The organism is uncultured Pontibacter sp. (assembly GCF_947492645.1).
In the GTDB taxonomy this organism is placed as follows: Bacteria; Bacteroidota; Bacteroidia; order Cytophagales; family Hymenobacteraceae; genus Pontibacter.
The window spans coordinates 104,207-121,919 of the sequence record NZ_CANLMZ010000005.1 but is presented as its reverse complement, the minus strand read 5'-3'; the positions used below and the strand labels follow the sequence as shown (position 1 = coordinate 121,919).

At 48.5% G+C, this 17,713-nt stretch carries 12 protein-coding genes; 3 read left to right on the top strand and 9 right to left on the bottom strand.

What is annotated here, in order from left to right; genetic code table 11:
* Positions 1-28: 28 nt before the first annotated feature.
* The 8 genes from Q1A23_RS05840 to Q1A23_RS05805 form a co-directional block, all read right to left on the bottom strand.
* Positions 29-2,509 carry a PBP1A family penicillin-binding protein gene (locus Q1A23_RS05840; protein WP_299820854.1) on the bottom strand — a complete coding sequence of 827 codons (2,481 nt, stop codon included), beginning with the start codon at positions 2,507-2,509 and terminating at the stop codon, positions 29-31.
* 479 nt (positions 2,510-2,988) lie between these two features.
* Complete coding sequence (hrpB, locus tag Q1A23_RS05835; RefSeq protein ID WP_299820851.1) at positions 2,989-5,544, bottom strand: ATP-dependent helicase HrpB; 2,556 nt, start codon at positions 5,542-5,544, stop codon at positions 2,989-2,991.
* 159 nt (positions 5,545-5,703) lie between these two features.
* Positions 5,704-7,035: a DUF58 domain-containing protein gene (locus Q1A23_RS05830; RefSeq protein ID WP_299820848.1), complete on the bottom strand. Its 1,332-nt coding sequence runs from the start codon at positions 7,033-7,035 to the stop codon at positions 5,704-5,706.
* Between the two features lie 350 nt (positions 7,036-7,385).
* A complete protein-coding gene (locus Q1A23_RS05825) occupies positions 7,386-8,378 on the bottom strand; it encodes a MoxR family ATPase (protein WP_299820846.1) in 993 nt (330 codons plus the stop codon).
* A gap of 2 nt (positions 8,379-8,380) precedes the next feature.
* On the bottom strand, positions 8,381-9,568 hold the full coding sequence (locus Q1A23_RS05820; RefSeq protein WP_299820843.1) for a DUF4350 domain-containing protein: 1,188 nt from the start codon (positions 9,566-9,568) through the stop codon (positions 8,381-8,383).
* Entirely contained in the window at positions 9,565-10,302 is a 738-nt protein-coding gene (locus Q1A23_RS05815; RefSeq protein ID WP_299820841.1) for a DUF4129 domain-containing protein, read from the bottom strand. Before Q1A23_RS05815 ends, Q1A23_RS05820 begins: the two co-directional genes overlap by 4 nt.
* Positions 10,286-11,179: a hypothetical protein gene (locus Q1A23_RS05810; RefSeq protein ID WP_299820839.1), complete on the bottom strand. Its 894-nt coding sequence runs from the start codon at positions 11,177-11,179 to the stop codon at positions 10,286-10,288. The genes Q1A23_RS05815 and Q1A23_RS05810 overlap by 17 nt, the downstream gene beginning before the upstream one ends.
* Positions 11,160-12,116, bottom strand: coding sequence for a stage II sporulation protein M (locus Q1A23_RS05805; protein WP_299820836.1), 957 nt, complete (start codon positions 12,114-12,116; stop codon positions 11,160-11,162). The genes Q1A23_RS05810 and Q1A23_RS05805 overlap by 20 nt, the downstream gene beginning before the upstream one ends.
* Positions 12,117-12,194: 78 nt before the next feature.
* Here Q1A23_RS05805 and Q1A23_RS05800 point away from each other — a divergent pair, with 78 nt between their 5' ends.
* The 3 genes from Q1A23_RS05800 (at position 12,195) to Q1A23_RS05790 (ending at position 15,212) form a co-directional block, all read left to right on the top strand.
* Entirely contained in the window at positions 12,195-12,926 is a 732-nt protein-coding gene (locus tag Q1A23_RS05800) for an RDD family protein (protein ID WP_299820833.1), read from the top strand.
* A 371-nt stretch (positions 12,927-13,297) separates the two neighbouring features.
* Entirely contained in the window at positions 13,298-13,888 is a 591-nt protein-coding gene (locus tag Q1A23_RS05795; RefSeq protein WP_299820830.1) for a response regulator transcription factor, read from the top strand.
* Positions 13,889-13,898: 10 nt separating this feature from the next.
* On the top strand, positions 13,899-15,212 hold the full coding sequence (locus Q1A23_RS05790; RefSeq protein ID WP_299820827.1) for a sensor histidine kinase: 1,314 nt from the start codon (positions 13,899-13,901) through the stop codon (positions 15,210-15,212).
* Positions 15,213-15,325: 113 nt separating this feature from the next.
* On the opposite strand, the gene Q1A23_RS05785 is transcribed toward Q1A23_RS05790, so the two are convergent.
* Complete coding sequence (locus tag Q1A23_RS05785; RefSeq protein WP_299820822.1) at positions 15,326-17,710, bottom strand: BamA/TamA family outer membrane protein; 2,385 nt, start codon at positions 17,708-17,710, stop codon at positions 15,326-15,328.
* Positions 17,711-17,713: the final 3 nt, after the last annotated feature.

The following is a 17,713-nucleotide window of genomic DNA, read 5'->3' as shown; positions in this document are numbered from 1 at the left end:
CTGTACACTATTTAAGAAACTAATGCCTTTATTCTCTGTGTCGGTTTTTGTTCTTCTTCCTTTCCCGCTTCTCCTTGCGGCGTTCTTTCCAGCTTTCTTTCCACTCCTCAAAAGTTTGCGCGGCTTTGCCCGTTACCGTGTTTAATACCCGCTCCAGGAAATTCTCTTTTGGAGGCTCTGCGCGGAAAGATTCACAATTAAGGCTGGCAAGTATACTTGGCGGCAAAGGCTCAAACTTACTGTTGTAATAGCCTTTATACTTAGGGTCGATGGCAATGCGGCGTATGTAGTCGCCCCAGATAGGCAATGCTGTTCTGGATCCCTGGCCTAACTCCAACGTCCTGAAGCGCACTTGTGGGCTTTCGCCGCCTACCCAAACGCCTGTAACCAACTGCGGCGTGATGCCAATAAACCAGCCGTCGGTATTATCCTGTGTAGTGCCGGTTTTGCCGGCAATATCCATTTGCAAACCAAACTGAGAGCGTAGCTTGTTTGCGCTGCCCTCCTCCACCACACCTTGCATCAGGTACAGCATTACAGCCGCTGTTTGCTCCGAGATAACTTTTTGGGTCTGACGGCCATCATGGTGCTGGCGTAAAACTTCTCCATCACGGTCAGTAATCCTGGTAATGTAAACAGGATCTACGCGCATGCCGCGGTTGGCAAAGGTGGCATAAGCAGTAACCATTTCCTGGAGTGATAGATCTGCAGTACCTAATGCTAGCGAGGGCACCTTTGGCAATTCGTTTTTAATTCCTAGGCGGTGCGCCATATCAATGGTTTTATCAACGCCGGTTTTCATGATGATCTGTGCCGAAACCGTATTGACTGAATGTGCCAGGGCTCCGCGCATGGTGTACTCGCCACCATACTGCTCGTTTGCGTTTCTCGGCGACCAACTGTCATTTGTCGGGAAGGTCATGCGTTCGTTCGGGAAGTAATCGCAAGGCTTCATGCCTCTTTCCAGGGCTGCCGCATAAACAATAGGCTTAAAAGTAGAGCCCACCTGCCTTCTGGAGCGCACATGGTCATACTTAAAGATGCTGTGGTTGATGCCGCCCACCCATGCACGCACGTAACCAGTATGCGGCTCTACAGAAAATAAACCTGTGTTCAGGAAGCGTTGGTAATAGGCAATAGAGTCGAGGGGGCTTATAGTGCGTTGGTTGCTGCCATTCCAACCGTAAACTGTCATTTTGCGGGGCTCCCGAAAAGCTTTCGTGATTTCTGCTTCCGAGGCGCCGGCTGCCTGCATTTTTTTGTACCTGTCGGAGCGTTGCATTGCCACCTGAATTACATCGGAGTTCGTGCCCCAGGGGCTGCGACCACGCCAATGCGCATCAAAAGTTTTTTGTAGCTGGGCCATTTGCTTTCGTACAGCGGCCTCGGCGTGGCGCTGCATGCCTGCATCAATAGTGGTGTATATTTTTAGCCCATCTTTATAAAGGTTGTAAGGCTGCCCGTTTTTTTTCTTTTTGCTTGCTGCCCAGCTTACAAGTTCCTGCCGTAGCTGCTCCCTAAAGTATGGGGCCAGGCCATCGTTATGGTTAGTGACATTGTAATTAAGCTTTAGCGGTAGTTTTTTAAGAGAGTCGGCCTGTGCTGTAGTAAGGTAATTATACTTTGCCATCTGCCCCAATACCACATTTCTTCGGGTTTTAGAGCGTTCGGGGGATAACCTAGGGTTATAAGTAGTAGTAGCTTTCAGCATGCCAATAAGCACAGCTGCCTCTTCGGTTTTGAGCTCTCCTGCAGATTTATTGAAAAAGCGTTGCGCCGAACGTTCAATACCATATAGGTTGCCACCCATGGGTACGGTGTTCAGGTACAACTCCAGTATCTGTTCCTTTGAGTAGAGGCTCTCTAGTTTTCTGGCAATAATCATCTCGCGAAGCTTGTTCACGAGCATATCACCAAACCAGTAATTTTTGCGGGGATACAGGTTTTTGGCCAATTGCTGGCTTAAAGTGCTACCGCCACCAGAACTTTCGTTCTGCATCAACAGCGATTTAACAACTACACGACCAAGGCTTCGGGCATCTACACCGCTATGCTTGTAAAACCGGACGTCCTCTGTTGCCACTAAGGCATCGATAGCGGCAGGAGAGATGTTGGCATAGTTTACATTGGTGCGGTCCTGTATATAATAACGCCCCAGCAACTCGCCATCTTTTGCATACACTTCAGAGGCCGTGTTGTTGTGTACCGATTGCAGCTCTTTAGTAGAGGGCATGCCTCCCAGAAAGCCAGTATAAATAGCAAAATAGAAGAGCACCATAAAAAGTACTCCTACCAAAGCAAGTTTATAAAATACTCTGAAAAGAAACTTATAATTGGATTGGCTGCGGCTGGCTTGCCACTCGGCCCATTTCTGCTTCCAGTAGGTACGGGTAAACTTTGGCTTAAGGCTACCAAAAAAAGCCGACAGTTCGCCATGAACCAGCCGCACAAACGGCGCCATTATCTTGGTAACTATAAATTTTATTAGCCTTTTAAGCGTGTGCTTCATGTTTTGTTATTGGTCGCTTGCCGGCGAAAGCCGCTTTTGCTTTGACGCATACTGCATACAAACGATTATTCAGCTGTTTTGGTGCAAATGGTTTTTAGCAATAACTGCGCCGGAATGTAGTATGGCCGGTAATGAACAGGCTTAGATTAAGTTACAAATTACTCTGCAGTACCGGGGCCAATCAACGCTGCATATTTACTTCACCCCTTTCTTAGCAACAGGAGAAGGCGTTTTAAATTTTTCTGAATTCCCCTCTTGAGAGGGGGTAGGGGTATGTTCTTGCCGTGTCGCACTAGCTTAATCTCCCTTCTGCCAAAATCCTTTTAGGATGACAACGTTAAAGGCAGCAGCTATTATGATGACAAATGAAATAGTAAGTAAAATTCTTCGCCTTAGACTAGTGAAAACGAGAGTTTGAAACTAGCGAGCAGAGCTCTGAGGAGTTAGGGGGTGGTTGGACCCGGTATTGCAGCAACTTACTATCCCGGCCGCTTTTTTGTGCCTCTCGTTGCCTGTGCTTCCAGCGGATTATCCGGCCAATGGTGTTTTGGGTAACGGCCCCTTAAATCTTTACGCACATCAAAGTAACCCGCATTCCAGAAGCTGTGAAGGTCGCGGGTAACTTGTACGGGGCGTGAGGCAGGGGAGAGCAGGTGCATGAGTACAGGCACTTTGCCCCCGCCTATTCTTGGTGTTTCAAGCATACCAAATACCTCCTGCAGGCGCACCGCTAGTACAGGTGTAGTTACATCAGAGTAGTCTATAGCGATCCTGGAACCGCTTGTTACCTGCAAGTGGACAGGAGCCAGTTTATCCATCTCTTGGCGCTGTTCCCAACTTAGATCCGATAGCAGCACCTCATCGAAGTCTAGTCTGGATGCCTGGTCCAGAGAACGAAGGCCAGAAAGGTGAGGTCGCAGCCATACTTCCATACTCTCCTGCAGCGCCTCATCTGATACATCCGGCCAGTTTTCAGGAGCTAACTGGTGTAGAAATGCCAGCCGTTTACGTGTTCTGATAGCTTCATCAGGCCAGGGTAGGCGTGCCACACCTTTTTCCTGTATGGCCAGAAACAGTGCATCGGCAATCTGTTCCGGATCCGGGTTGGGCTGCTGCCTTTCTTCCAAAACCAATGCTCCAAGGCGGGTTATACTTCTAGCTACTACACGGGCAGTTGTTTCGTCCCAGCGTACTTCTTCCAGATCCTCCAGTTGCTCTGCAAAATACTTTAGAAGTTCAGCTTTGGTAAGCGGGGCAGCCAGTAAAGCACGTGCTCTGGAACCGATTTCCAGGTGTGCTATACTATAGAAAGGTGCTTCGCCTAATAACTCCGTTTGTAAAGCAACACGCTGACCCGTTACCAGCCGCACGCGTCCTGAAGTTTCGAGTTGGGCAATGCGATCAGGATAGGCCAGGGCCGTAAGTATTCCTACTGCATCATGCGTCAAAGCGGCCTTAGTCTCACGCAAACGCTGTCGCAGGTGTTGGGCCTGTTCTTTTACCCTGCGCAGGGCATTTTCATCTACTACAAAACCAGGTATGTAAGGGCGTTTACCTTCCAGCAACTCGAGGCGAACCTGCACGTCCGGTAATGGCTCCGACCAAGGTTGTTGCACCGGCTTTAACACATCTTTTTCTGAGAGTAGCGCAGCTAAAGCACAGGCCGTGGAAGTATGACCCAGTTCACGGCCACGAATGACAAGGTGCCCCAGGCGTGGTGCTAAGCCCATCGAGGCAATAGCTTTACCGTGTGCCGTTGCATTTCCTGTTTCGTTGATGGCCTCTAAACGCAACAACAGATCGCGGGCCAGGGAAAGAGCAGCGGCAGGAGGGACGTCGAGCCACTTTAGATCAGTCGCATCTTTTACTCCCCAGATGGCAAGCTCCAGGGCAACGCCGGTAAGATCAGCCTCACAAATTTCAGGAGTCTGGTTCTCGGGTAGCTGCAATTGGTCGGCCGTAGACCAGAGGCGGTAGCAGATGCCGGGACCTAAACGGCCTGCACGGCCACGGCGTTGATCGGCTGCAGCTCTGGAAACGGGTATGGTTACAAGCGTGGTAAGACCGGTGCGCGGTACAAATCTTGGCACACGGGCGAAGCCTCCGTCAATTACAATTTTTACACCCTCTATAGTTAAGCTTGTCTCGGCGATACTAGTGGCTAATACAACTTTTCGCCTGCCTTTAGGGGCTGGTTGAATGGCAGCTAACTGCTTTGACAAAGTAAGGTCGCCGTGCAGGATGTGCAGGTCTATACTTGGTGCTAAACGTCCTTCCAGTTGCTCAGCTACTTTCCGCATTTCGCCCATGCCTGGCAGGAAAACAAGTATGTCGCCCTCTGGCTCCTGCTCCAGCGCCTGCCGGATTGCCTTTGGTACCAGGTTTGCTAGGCGCTGTGCCGGACGTGTACCAGCTGCCGCTACTTCGGCATTAGATAAATAGTGAGTTTCTACCGGATACTGCCTACCCATACTTTGCACTACCGGCGCATCCAACCATTTAGCTGTAGCGGCGGCATCCAGGGTAGCACTCATCACCATAATGCGCAGGTCAGGCCGGAGTACAGCTTGTGCATCCAGGGCAAGGGCCAAACCAAGATCGCCCTGCAGGTTGCGTTCGTGAAATTCGTCGAAGATGATGGCGGAGATTCCTTCCAGCGCCGGGTCTTCCTGCAACAGGCGGGTAAGTATACCTTCGGTTACAACCTCAACCTGTGTGTTAACCGACACCACATGCTCCATCCGCACCCAGTAACCCACCGTCTGCCCGACAGGCTCCGAAAGTATATCCGACATGCGTTGCGCTGCGGCGCGGGTAGCTAACCTACGAGGCTCCAGCACCAGAATTTTACCGCCACCGCGCCACGAAGCTTCGAGTAAAACCAGCGGTACAAGCGTGGTTTTACCTGCTCCGGGAGGTGCTTCCAATACCACGCGTGTATTGCCTTCGAGGGCAGCCAGCAGCTGCGGCAGCGCTTCCTTTACAGGTAAGTCGGGTAATCGATGAAGTAATTCTGGTATAGCCATCTGCTGCAAAGGTCTGAAAAATATCGTTGGGATGCAGCAGGAGAGGAATCAGAAGTATGGTCAGGTTATTTTGTCATTTCGAACGCATGTGAGAAATCTGAAATATTGCGGGACTGTGAAATACACCAGATTTCTCCCGGTGCTCGAAATGACCGGTAAACTATCTTCCTATATCAACCCCCGAGCCTTCAGTTCCAGATATTTGTTAATAGTATTTACCGTCAAATCCTTGGGCGGAGTAAGTATAGCGTGGATGCCGTGCTGCTGCAGTTGCTTCACGATCTGGCGTTTGTCGTAGTCGAATTTCTGGGCGATGGCTTTTGTGTATACTTCTTCGGTGTTGGTGGCGCGTTTGTGCAGCTCGGCATGCAGTTCGGTATTTTCGAAGAAGATAACCACCAGCAAATGGTGCTTTGCAATAGCGCGTAAGTAGGGCAACTGGCGTTGTGCACCGTTCAGCGTTTCGAAGTTGGTGAACAGCAGGAGCAGGCTGCGCTGTTTTATCTTGTGCCGTATGGTAGCGTATAGGCGTTCGTAATCTGTTTCCTGGTACTTGGTTTTCTGGTTGTAAAGCAGCTCCATGATATGGCGAATCTGGTCGGCTTTGCGCTGTGCCGGTAGCATGTTGCTGATGTTGTCGGAGAAGGTGATCAGGCCGGCTTTGTCGTGCTTTTTAAGGGCAATGTTGGAAATCACTAATGAGGCATTAATGGCATAATCCAGCAGCGTGAGGCCTTGGAATGGCATCTGCATTACCCGGCCTTTATCAATCAGGCAGAATATCTGCTGCGACTTCTCGTCCTGATAGCTGTTCACCATCAGGTCGGCTTTGCGGGCGGAGGCTTTCCAGTTGATAGTGCGTTGGTCGTCGCCGGCTACGTAGGGGCGGATTTGCTCAAACTCAGAGCTATGGCCGATGCGGCGCACTTTTTTCACACCAATTTCGTGTAGTCTGTTTGAAATGGCCATCAGTTCATACTGGCGCATCTGGATGAACGACGGATACACCGGCACTTCCTGGTCGTGGGCAAATTTGTAGCGGCGCTTTACCAACTGCAGCTTACCCATGGCAAATACATTGATCGCACCAAAGTTGTAGCTGCCGCGCTTGGTTGGTATAACAGTATAATGGATGATGTGGGTACGTCCTGCAGGTATGTGTGCTTTGAAAACAGTATCGCGGCGCTGAAACTGGAAGGGTAGTTCGTCTATTACCTCGGCATCTACGGCAAAGTTATACTTGTTCTCCAGGTATAGGTAAATGTCGTTGTCGCTGCCGTTGGAGAGTTTTTCCTGCATGCTGCGGCTGGCGTGCACGCCTTCTTTGCTGCGGTAAAGCTGGAACAGGTCCAGCAGGGTAAGCAGCAGCAGTACCCCAAAGGCTACCTTCGCGAAGACCAGTAGTATGGGTATGAAGAATGCCACTACAAACAGGCAGGCCAGGGCTGCAAGGCTGTAGTATAGGCGGTTGGTGAAGTATAGACTGCGGATGAACTGCACTATTGGTTTATTATTTTAAGTTGCTTTAAATGCCTGTTTGTCTCGATATTTACTTCTTTACTCTTGGTTGGCTTTTCGCCTCGCCGGCTGGGCCCTACTTTTTGTCTTGACACAAAAAGTAGGCAAAAAAGTCAAGACGCTCCAAACTCGCTGAACGCTCAAACAGTGGACCGCCGTAAAGTGCACCTGGCCAAGGCCGTGGCTGCGTAGCTTTGGGTGCTATAGTATAAACATGGCGCGAGCGTCCTCGCTCGTGACTTGCTATAGTTTGGGCCTCTGGCCCAGTCGAATATCAGATTCGACATTATTTTTAAGACACGGGAAAAATTCCCGCGCCAGATTATTTTACACTACCTCGGAACTTCTATCTTCTGGATGATCTGCTTGATGATGTCATCGGCAGTCAGGCCTTCCATTTCGCGTTCCGGGGTTAGCAGGATGCGGTGGCGTAGCACAACCGAAGCCAGTTCCTGTACATCTTCAGGCGTTACGAAGCCACGGCCACGCAGGGCGGCAAGAGCTTTAGAGCTGTTAAGCAAGGCAATAGAGGCACGCGGCGAGGCTCCTAAGTATAGCGATTTGTTTGTTCGGGTTTCGCCTACGATCTGGGCAATGTACTCCAGTAGTTTTTTATCCAGGTGTACCTGCTGCACGGCTTCTCTTAAAGCTACCAGCTCATTAGCAGAGAGTACAGGCTGCACACAATCCAGGTCGCGCTTTAGTTTGTTGCCGTTGTGCTGTAGTTCAAGTATGGCAATCTCTTCCTCAAGGCTTGGGTAATCTACCAGCACTTTAAACATGAAGCGGTCCAACTGGGCTTCCGGCAGGCGGTAAGTACCTTCCTGCTCGATTGGGTTTTGGGTAGCCAGCACTACAAAAGGGGATGATAGTTTGTATACTTCACCGTCGTGGGTTACGTGCTGCTCTTCCATCACCTCGAACAAAGAAGCCTGGGTTTTGGCAGGGGCACGGTTTATCTCGTCTATCAGCACGATGTTGGCGAAAATAGGGCCACGCTTATAATCAAAGGTAACGGTGCCGGGGTGGAATACCGAAGTACCCAACACGTCGGATGGCATCAGATCCGGGGTGAACTGAATTCTGCTGAAATCTACCTGCACCGTGCGGGCAAGGAGTTTGGCTGTTAAAGTTTTGGCAATGCCGGGCACACCTTCAATCAGTACATGGCCCTCCGCCAGCATAGCCACTAAAAGTAGCTCTATCAGGCTCTCCTGACCCACAATTACCTGACGCAGCTCTGCTTTTATGCGGTTTGTTGCCTCGCGTAGCGCGCTGTAATCTGTCTTGTTTTCCTGTGCGGTAATTAATACTTCTTCTTCCATGGTTATGCGTTAGCCTTTGGCCTTATGGATGTTTGTGCGTTAAATTCTTCTAAATAATTATTAAGCATCATCAGCGTTTGGGCTGTAATGCTATTGCTTTCCCGGATGCTGCTGATCAGGTTAAAGATATTGGCTACCAGCGCTTCGTTTGCTCCGGATTTATTTACAATTCTGTCTTTCAGCTCTTCGTCCAGGGTGTTGGTGCTGAGGTGGTACTGCAGGCGCAGGTGCTCCAGAAAATATGCGATCTTTTTCTCTGCTATGTTTTTATGATCGCCGTTGTTGAAGTATAAACTGCCGATGGTCTTCACAAAATCGAGGGTGGTATTGCGTGGTGGCTCTGCAACGGGAATAATGCGCTGCGTACGTTTACTCTTAAACAGCAGGAACAGCACCATACTTGCCAGCGCAATGTAGTAGGCCCAGGTAAGCGGTTCATGCTCCATCAGCACCCTGAATTTGGACTGGCTTTCCATGCGACCCTGTTTCTGGTACTCGTCCCAGTACACCGGTGCTACAGGCAAGTGCGATAAGGCTGTGGCAGCATAATCACTTTGGTCCTGGGTGAGCAGCTGGTAGTTCGTAAAGGCCAGCGGAGCAGAGTTGATGTAGAACCAGCCTTTGCCAAACGGTACTTTCATAAAGTTTAAATAGCCGGCTTTGTTACGGCCCAGCGCCACATGCCCGGCCTTGTGATCGGCCTCTAAGTATACAGCCTCCTGATTTTTAGGGTAAGTATAAACCAGGTGCTTTTGCTGGCTGGTAAAGTATAAAGCAGTAGAGTCCGGGGTGTTGTTATCCAGATGATGTGTATCAAACTTCAGGGTATCGGTCAGGAACCTGGAGATATTTTCTGCAGCAATGAACACCTGGTTGCCACGGCTCACAAAGTCCAGCAAAGCATTGGTGTCTACACTATCTGCCTCAAAGTAATTATGGATGAACACGTAGTTGCCCGATAGGGTAGAGTCCTGCAGCAGGTTATAGATCGGCTCCCGAACTTCCTGGACTTCCTTCTTTGGGAACAGGGAAGGCAGCAGGTCGTAGAGGGCGTAGGTGCCAAACGGCATCTTTTCCTTGCGGGTATAAGTATGCGACCAGTCCACCGGCTTCGGGCGGAAATACTCTAGCATTACCAGCGCACCGAACAGCAGCACGATCAGGATAATATAGTTGCGGTATCCTTTCATGCGTACTGGTTTAGCTGTTTATCGAAAAGTATAAACTCGGCACGCGCAGAGGCAAAAAGCTCGTCGCCTAAGGCTGCACCACCGTACCACACGTACTCAAACATGCTTGTAAGCTGCTCGAACTCACGGCGTAATTCCTGCGATTTGATCTCGCTAATATAGCTGCGGTTTGTTTTGCCGGGCCTCCAAAGTATAAAACCACGATCGGTCAGGTGTTTCAGGCTTTGCAGGTAGTGCAGGCGTATGGCTTTACGGAAGTCGCGTTGCTGTACCGCCTCCTCAATCAGGGCCTTCATGTCCATTTCGTGGATATTCTCTTCGTAAACCTGGTATGGCATGTCGCTGATTTCTGTTTTTTTGCCAAACAGATTACCGGTATCCATTCCGAGAAGTCTGATGATGATCAAGATTATACCCGCTACCAAAGCCGCATACAGCAGGTATTCCCAAACCGGCCCGGACTTAGAAGTATAGAATATTTTTCTGAGCCATTTTTTAAAACCACTCCAGGCCCTTTCAAGGAAATTCTGATCGGGTTTTACTTCTTCAAAATACTCAAAGTCTTTGCTCGCTTTTAGCTTCTGCAGCTCCTGCTCGTTAAAGTGGCGTATCGTAACAGGCGTTGCCGAAGCTGGTATACCATCCTGTGCCTGGGCATAGGTAGCAGGGCCAAAGCTTAGCAGCAGGCAAAGTATAAGTATAAAAGTATGAAGTTGCTTAAAAGTCGCCCTCATTCTTAAATGTGTTATTGTCGCGCTTGCCAATAAGGTTTACCTGCTCTATCCAGCCAAATCCGTCCTTCTGCTCTACCAAATGAAAATATTGAAAGCTGATGGCCACCATGGAAATGGCGGATGCGTATATGGTGAAAATGGAGGCGATCGTATTGGTTACCACCAGCAGCACGTCGCTTTCCATGCCGGGTATTCCGAACAGGCGAAGCACCATTACGATGCCGGCCGGAAAAGAACCTAGCCAACCAATTATCCCCTGGATAAAGCCGACCACGATCAGGAAACCAAAAGTTGCCCACCAGTTGCGCTTAATCAAGTAAAAGCACCGCTCCATCGTTTCTACAACTCCTGTCTCTTCCCGTATCATCACGATAAAGAAAATAGAACAAACCACCCCCAGGTACAGCCCAAAACCGAGTAAAAAGAAACCGAAGAAACAAACAATGCCGAGGCCTACACCTGCGTAAATGCCCTGCACTATGTTTGCTTTTACATTATCCCATACAGCACCCGGAGATACTGTGCCTTCGTCGCTATCCATATACACAACCATGAAGCTGTGCACCACCAGCGCCACCATAATGTAACCCAGCATCACAAAGAATAGCATCACGATATAATTAAGCGATGTTACCTGCTGAAAAAAGCTGTACTCACCATAGGTGTTGTAGTCGCCGTTACCACTAATGGCCTGGAAGAGCCGTGCCTGGTACAAGCCTGAAAATATGCCTGCCAGCAATGCAACCGGCGTTACATAAAGCAAAATGGCCCTGAACAGCGGCTTGAAGTTGGCTTTTATAAAATGGAACGTGGCATTCAGCTTTTCACCGAAATCGCGCTCTTGCCTTAGGTTAATTTTATGGCTGGTGTGGTGCATGTTGCTTGTGCAGTAAACGTGGGTAAAGTATAAAGTAGTAAAGTATAAATGCCGCCGACGAAAGTATAATGAACAGGCTCAGCGCCATCGGCATCTCGGTGTGGCGGGTAACAAAACCCTCCAGGAAACCGGCAGCAATAAAAATAGGCACTAAACCCACCACAATTTTTAACCCACGGCGGGCCCCCTGTTTAAAGGAGTGCAGGCGGGAGTGAGTTTTCGGGAAAAGTATACTGTTGCCCATCACAAAACCGGCACAACCGGCAATTACAATAGCCGATATTTCCAGGGTGCCGTGTATCCAGATGGTAAGTGCAGAGGTCAGTAGTAAACCTTGTTTGTAGAAAAAGTACTGGAAAGCCCCCAGCATAATACCGTTGCTAAACAAAACATAAAAGGTGCCGACAGAGCAAAACACCCCCAGCACAAAAGCCATAAAAGAAACCCGGATATTGTTGATCGTGATAGCCAGAAACATTTCTGCCTGGCCATGGCTTTTATACACAGCCATGGGGTCGCCGTTGCGGATGTTCTGCAGCGTCTGGTTTACATAGCCATCGCCAAGTATAAGCCGCACAAAAGTATCATCTAAAGCAGCAGAGAGTGCCCCGATAAAACAGGCCACAGCAAAGATTACAAAAGCGTAGAGTAGCTGGCGGTGGTGCTCCCGAAACAGCAAAGGCAGTTCATACTTCCAGAAGGTAGCAAGGCGGTTTTTTTTCTCTTTTTTGTTTTTGTAGATGGCCTGGTGCGTTTTGCCGGCAAGGCTGTTCAGGTAAGCGGTTGTTTCGGAGTTCGGGTAAAACGTGCGTGCATACGAGAGGTCGTCGGTAAGCTCTATAAACCTGTCGGCCAGGGCATCGGGGTTAGCCGCAGCCTCGGTTTCATAGGACTTCCACTTAAGCTTGTTTTTTCGGATAAAGGCTGCTTCGCGCACGGTACTGTATGTGTTGTGTTATCTATCAAATATATATATCTTGTGATGTAAATAAAAGAAAGCAAACTTTTTTATCAGATGAATACCATAAAAATCCAGACGACGCAGCACGTGGAGGTTGAGTACCCGCTGGCAAGTGTAGGTGACAGAATTCTGGCAACTATCATTGATGGGGCTGTTATGTTTGTATGGGCAATAGCTGTAGCTATAGTTTTTGCGGCCGGAAACTGGTTTCAGGAAGGCGGAATGGGGCTAATTGTTTTTATGGTGTTAATTTACCTGCCCCTGCTCTGCTACCACCTCCTGTGCGAAATATTCCTGAACGGCCAAAGCATAGGTAAAAAAGCTCGGGATATCAAAGTAATCAAACTTTCAGGTGAGTCGCCCTCAATCGGTGATTACCTCCTGCGCTGGCTTTTCAGGTTGGTGGATATGGGTATTTCGAGTGGTTTGATAGCCATAATTACTGTAGCTGCCAGTGGTAAAGGGCAGCGCTTAGGCGATATGGCAGCCGGTACCTGTGTTATCCGTACCCGTGCGGTTCAGAGAAGGGCCCCTGTAATCAACACAGAAGAAAATTACCAGATCGTTTTCCCGGAAGTGCACCTGCTTAGCGACGAAGACCTGGCCCTGATACGCAAACTGGTGTACAAAGCAAAACAACATCAGAACCATACTTTACTGGAACAGGTCGCGCTGCGGGTAAAAGAAATTACCGGCATCCAGACCGAGCTGTCGGACTGGGACTTTCTGAAAACTGTTGTGAAAGATTATCACCACTATACCCACGGCGACATGGAAGTGCATTAGAAAATTGTTCTAAAGTATACTATAACGCACAGAGGCCGCTAACCTGCAAAGGGAGCGGCCTCTGTGCGTTAGCTTGTTACGTTTATAGCCTGCCTGCACCTACGCACCTGCCTCTACTGCCTTTTATTAACGACTTCTGCACCATGCTGCGCACGTATAAATTGTTGCCATCAGTACAAATAAAGGCACTTTAGGCACTATGCCCTGCAACGCTACTTCATGGATTTATATAAAGTATAAATAAAGTGTCATCATTTCTTCCATAGTATAATTTGAATATTTATATTAGGTGTTTTATAATTATCTTCCTGTGAGGTGTATGTTAGAATATCACATTCCTGGTTTCGCACGCTGGCTCTAAAGTATAAGTTATGAATAACATCTTAGTGATTGAAGACGAACGACTTGTTGCCGAGTACATTGCTTCTGTACTTCGGGAGGCAGGGCATAAGCAGGTAGCCATTACCGATAACCGCGACGAAGCTTTAGCGTTCTATCAATCCAATGCTGTTAGCCTTGTTATCAGCGATCTTAACTTATTTGGGGCATACGAGGGCCATCTTATTGTAAAGGAGCTGCTCAAGATAAAACCGACACCTGTCATCTACTTAACCGCCTACTCCGGGCAGCAAACCGTAGACGATGCATTATCCACGGAGCCTGTGGCTTATGTGCTTAAGCCTTTTACAGAGCGGCAACTGCTGATTGCTGTTACAATGGCGTTAAGGCCCCAGGCTACAGACGGAGCAGCAGAGGGCAAAGATTTGCGCCCCTCTGACCGGGAAATGGATATTGTGCGTTACCTGGCTGCTGGTTTTAAAAGCCGTGAGATTGCCGAAAAGCTGTTTATCAGCGAGAACACAGTACGCACACATCGCCGTAACCTGCTTCGCAAATTCGATTTGAAAACCAGTTCGGAGCTTATTGCCATGGCTGTTAAGCATAAGTGGATCAAGTCTTAGAGCAGGTAACATGCAGCCAATAAGCAAGTATATCGGGACTATAACCGGCAACAGCGAAACCTTTAGCCTGGAGCACCGCATTTTTAACGTTTCCAGTTTTTTTATCACCTCGTTTGCATTACTGGGTGGCACAGCTAATTTTCTTATCGGCCTGCCGCACCCAACTGTGTGGCTTAGCTTTATTGGCGCTCTTGTTTCTGCATGGCTATACTTTGTAGGTAGGGTAAAACGGATCTTCTCGGCTAACCTCATTTTTTGCTATGTGGGGGCCACCATGTTGCTGCTCAGTATCATGCATTTTTACAATGGCGGTATAGACGGGAATCTTTTCTACCTCATCATCATGCTGCTTAACATCTTTTTGCTGATTGTGCCAGCGCGGTACCAGTTTTGGGTGTATGGCGTGATGTATGGCAATTTGCTTGTGCTGCTGGTGCTGGAGTATGTGTTCCCGCATTGGGTGCTGCCCTACAATACCATGGAAGAAAGGATGATAGACCATGGCGTAACCATGCTGTACACGCTTTTTTATACAACGATCATAATTATTACCTACCGCAAAAGCTACAACACAGAGCGCCAAAAGGTGCTTGACCAGAACAACCAGTTGCTTGAGCTGAATGAGCAGATCACAAAGCAGCGCCTTACCCTGGAGCAGAAAACACATGAACTGGAGGAGGCTGTTAAAATCGCCAACGAGCGTAACGACCACATCAACATACTGCTGCGCGAACTGAACCACCGTGTAAAAAACAACCTGCAGGTAGTAAGCAGCCTGCTTAATTTACAGGCATATGCCATTGCTGACGAAAACGCAAGAAAGGCATTACTGGAAGGTAAAAACCGTTTGTTATCGATGATACTGATACACCAACGGCTGTACCAGAACGAAAATGCGACCGCAGTATACATGCCGGATTACCTGCAGGAGCTGACCGAAACCATTATGTTTACTTACAGCAAAACCTATAACGAAGATATGCTGGAGTATGACGTAGAGCCTATCTGGATGAATGTTGAGGCTGCTATACCAGTAGGGCTTATCTGCAACGAGTTAATTACCAATGCTTTTAAGTATGCCTTCGTGAATGTTTCTGAACCAAAGCTGCGTTTAAAACTGGTTAACTTAGATAGTGAATACCTGCTACAGGTGAGCGATAACGGAGCCGGCATGCAAACAGACCCTACTAAAAAGACATTCGGCATGGATTTAGTAAGCTCGCTGTTAAGGCAACTGGACGGCAAGCTGCACCTGGATGTTACGAAAGGAAGCACGTTTACGATCCGCTTTAGCCAAGTGTTGAAGCCCCTTGTACTGGATTAGAATTTATACTTTATACTTGCTAAACATGATCTTGAAGGGCGTATACATTTAACGCTTCTACTAATGAGCAACGCATACACTACTTCTGCAACCGCCGCTTTTAAGCAACAGACCTAGAAAGGGTAGCCAATCGCAATGTTAAGCACCATGCCGTAGTCGCCGCTAAAGCTGCCGTTAAACTCGTTCAGCACGAAGCGTTCGCCTTTCGGCAGATACGGTACACGAACAGGTATACCTAAATCAAGGCGGATAACGAAAAACTCCACATCTACGCGCAGGCCTACACCGGTACCCACAGCCAACTCGCTCAGGAAGTTTTTAGCTTCAAATTTTGCCCCGGGCTTTTCTGGCTCCCCATTCTCATTTAACGTCTCGCGTAAATTCCAGATATTACCGGCATCAGCAAAAACAGCGCCTTTAAAAAAGCCTGCAATCGGGAAACGGTATTCGAGGTTACTTTCCAGCCTGATGTCACCTACCTGGTCAAAGAAAGAGAAAACCTGCTCGTCAGGGAGGTTATAAGAGCCAGGGCCAACACTACGTGCCCGGAATGCCCGCACGCTGTTAGGGCCGCCAATAGAGAATTGCTTTACATAAGGCATAGTAGAGGAGTTGCCGTAAGAGTAACCCACACCTGTAGCCAGGCGCCACACCAACTGGCTTTCTTTGCCCATGTTCAGGTAGTGCCTGAAATCATTATCGAGCAACACATACTGTGCATAACGGTCTTTGTACAATACGCGGGGCACTTCCTCGGTAGGTTTTGGCTTGCCTACTGAAGTCTGAAACAGGCTAACCACGTTACCAGACATATCCAGGGTTATTTTGTCGAAGATGTTGCTGGTGCGGTCTTTATACATTTGGGTGCTGTAGGTCATCTGGTAAATGCCGCCAACTATAAATTGGTTTTCAAAGCTGCGTTGCAAGTATTGGTTTCTCTCTAGTAGGGCGTTAAACGTTTCGGTTGTGTTGGATAAGCGCACATACTGCAGGTTGATAGGCGTGACATCAAACGTAAGTTCCTCTTTTGGCCGCCATGTATAGCCGTAGGTGGCATTATAAGAGTTTAGCTGATAATACCCTGACCTGCTCAGGAAGTTAAAACCTAACCCAATGCGGGTCTGTGGCACAAACTCAGTACGGAGGTTGCGCAGGTTAAACGGCGACACGATTCGAGGTATGGCTAAGGTTGTTTGCACGCCTAACTCATAAGAGGGAATGTTTTTTTTCTCCGGAGGCTCCACGCCCTCTGGCACTTCTCCGGTTCCCCGGCCACCCACCTGCGACTCAAAACTGCCTGTAAACTCCACACTTAGCACCTCAGACCCTCTAAAAGCATTCCTGTTACGAAACGATATGTTCAGGCCGGGGCCGGCAAAGTTGTTTGATTTGCTTACCATGCGAGCCTCCGCGCGCAATGATTTTTTTAGGGCAGGAGTAAGGTATACAAAGGCATCTAACTTACCGGTATTTAAGGTGTCTGGCTTATAATCTATGTTTACAAATTTATAAGCAGACAAGCCGGAAAGTCTCTTTATGGTAAGCAAATGGTTTTCACGGGTGTACAGGCTGTCCTGCTCCAAAAACACCCCGTCTAGCAAGTGCTTTGCTTTCAGGTAGTTCTCATTAGGGATGTAGTGATAACCCTGGAAGTCAATGGTATCGTTTACGGCAAGGCTATCACCAAGGGAGTAATTTGCAAAGATAAATACATCATCTACCGTATAGGGGCGCAATGCATTTGATGGGGCAGTATTTTTTACGCGCATCAGTACATCAACCTCCCTGTTGCCTACTGTAGTGTCTGCACTAAAAATAAGTACATCGGGGCTAAAGAAATAATAGCCCTTGTTCTTAAGCACACCATCAATGCGGATGCGCTCATCGGTCATCACACTTAAATCGTAAGGCTCTCCTTTTTTTAGAAGCGACTCTGGCTGCGTTTTCTTTATCGCCTGGTGTACCAGCAACGAATCGTTTAACATGTACTTTATAGTACGAATGCGATACGGTTCGCCTACTTGTGCTGTCCAGTTAATGGTGCCTTTCTTTTTTTCTTTGTTTATTTCGGTGGTGCTGCCTACTGTGTTGTTAAAGTAGCCCCGGTTGTGCAGGCGGCTACTCATTACCTGGCTTACGCTGCCAGTATCCACCTGCGAGATGAGCACGGGCGGCTCTCCCAGTTTGTTCATGATCCATTGCTTCAGGCCCTTTTCCTTTTCAGTATAAAAAGCATTGTAAATAGCCAGTTTTGGGCGTAAACCAAGTATAGAGGCGTTAGGCTCGGGGCGTACGGTGGCACTTAATTCGGTTTCCAGTTCTGCGCTGCGGTTGCTGCTGTCATTTTCTCCCTCCACCTTCACGTCAAATCCAATAAACAAGGCATCATCCTCAGGCACAGTTTTGGTTACGCTGCACCCGGCAAGCAACAGCCAGACAAAAAGTAAAGGAAACAAACAGGCGCTCTTACACCTGGGCCGGTGGTATACTTTAGACATAGT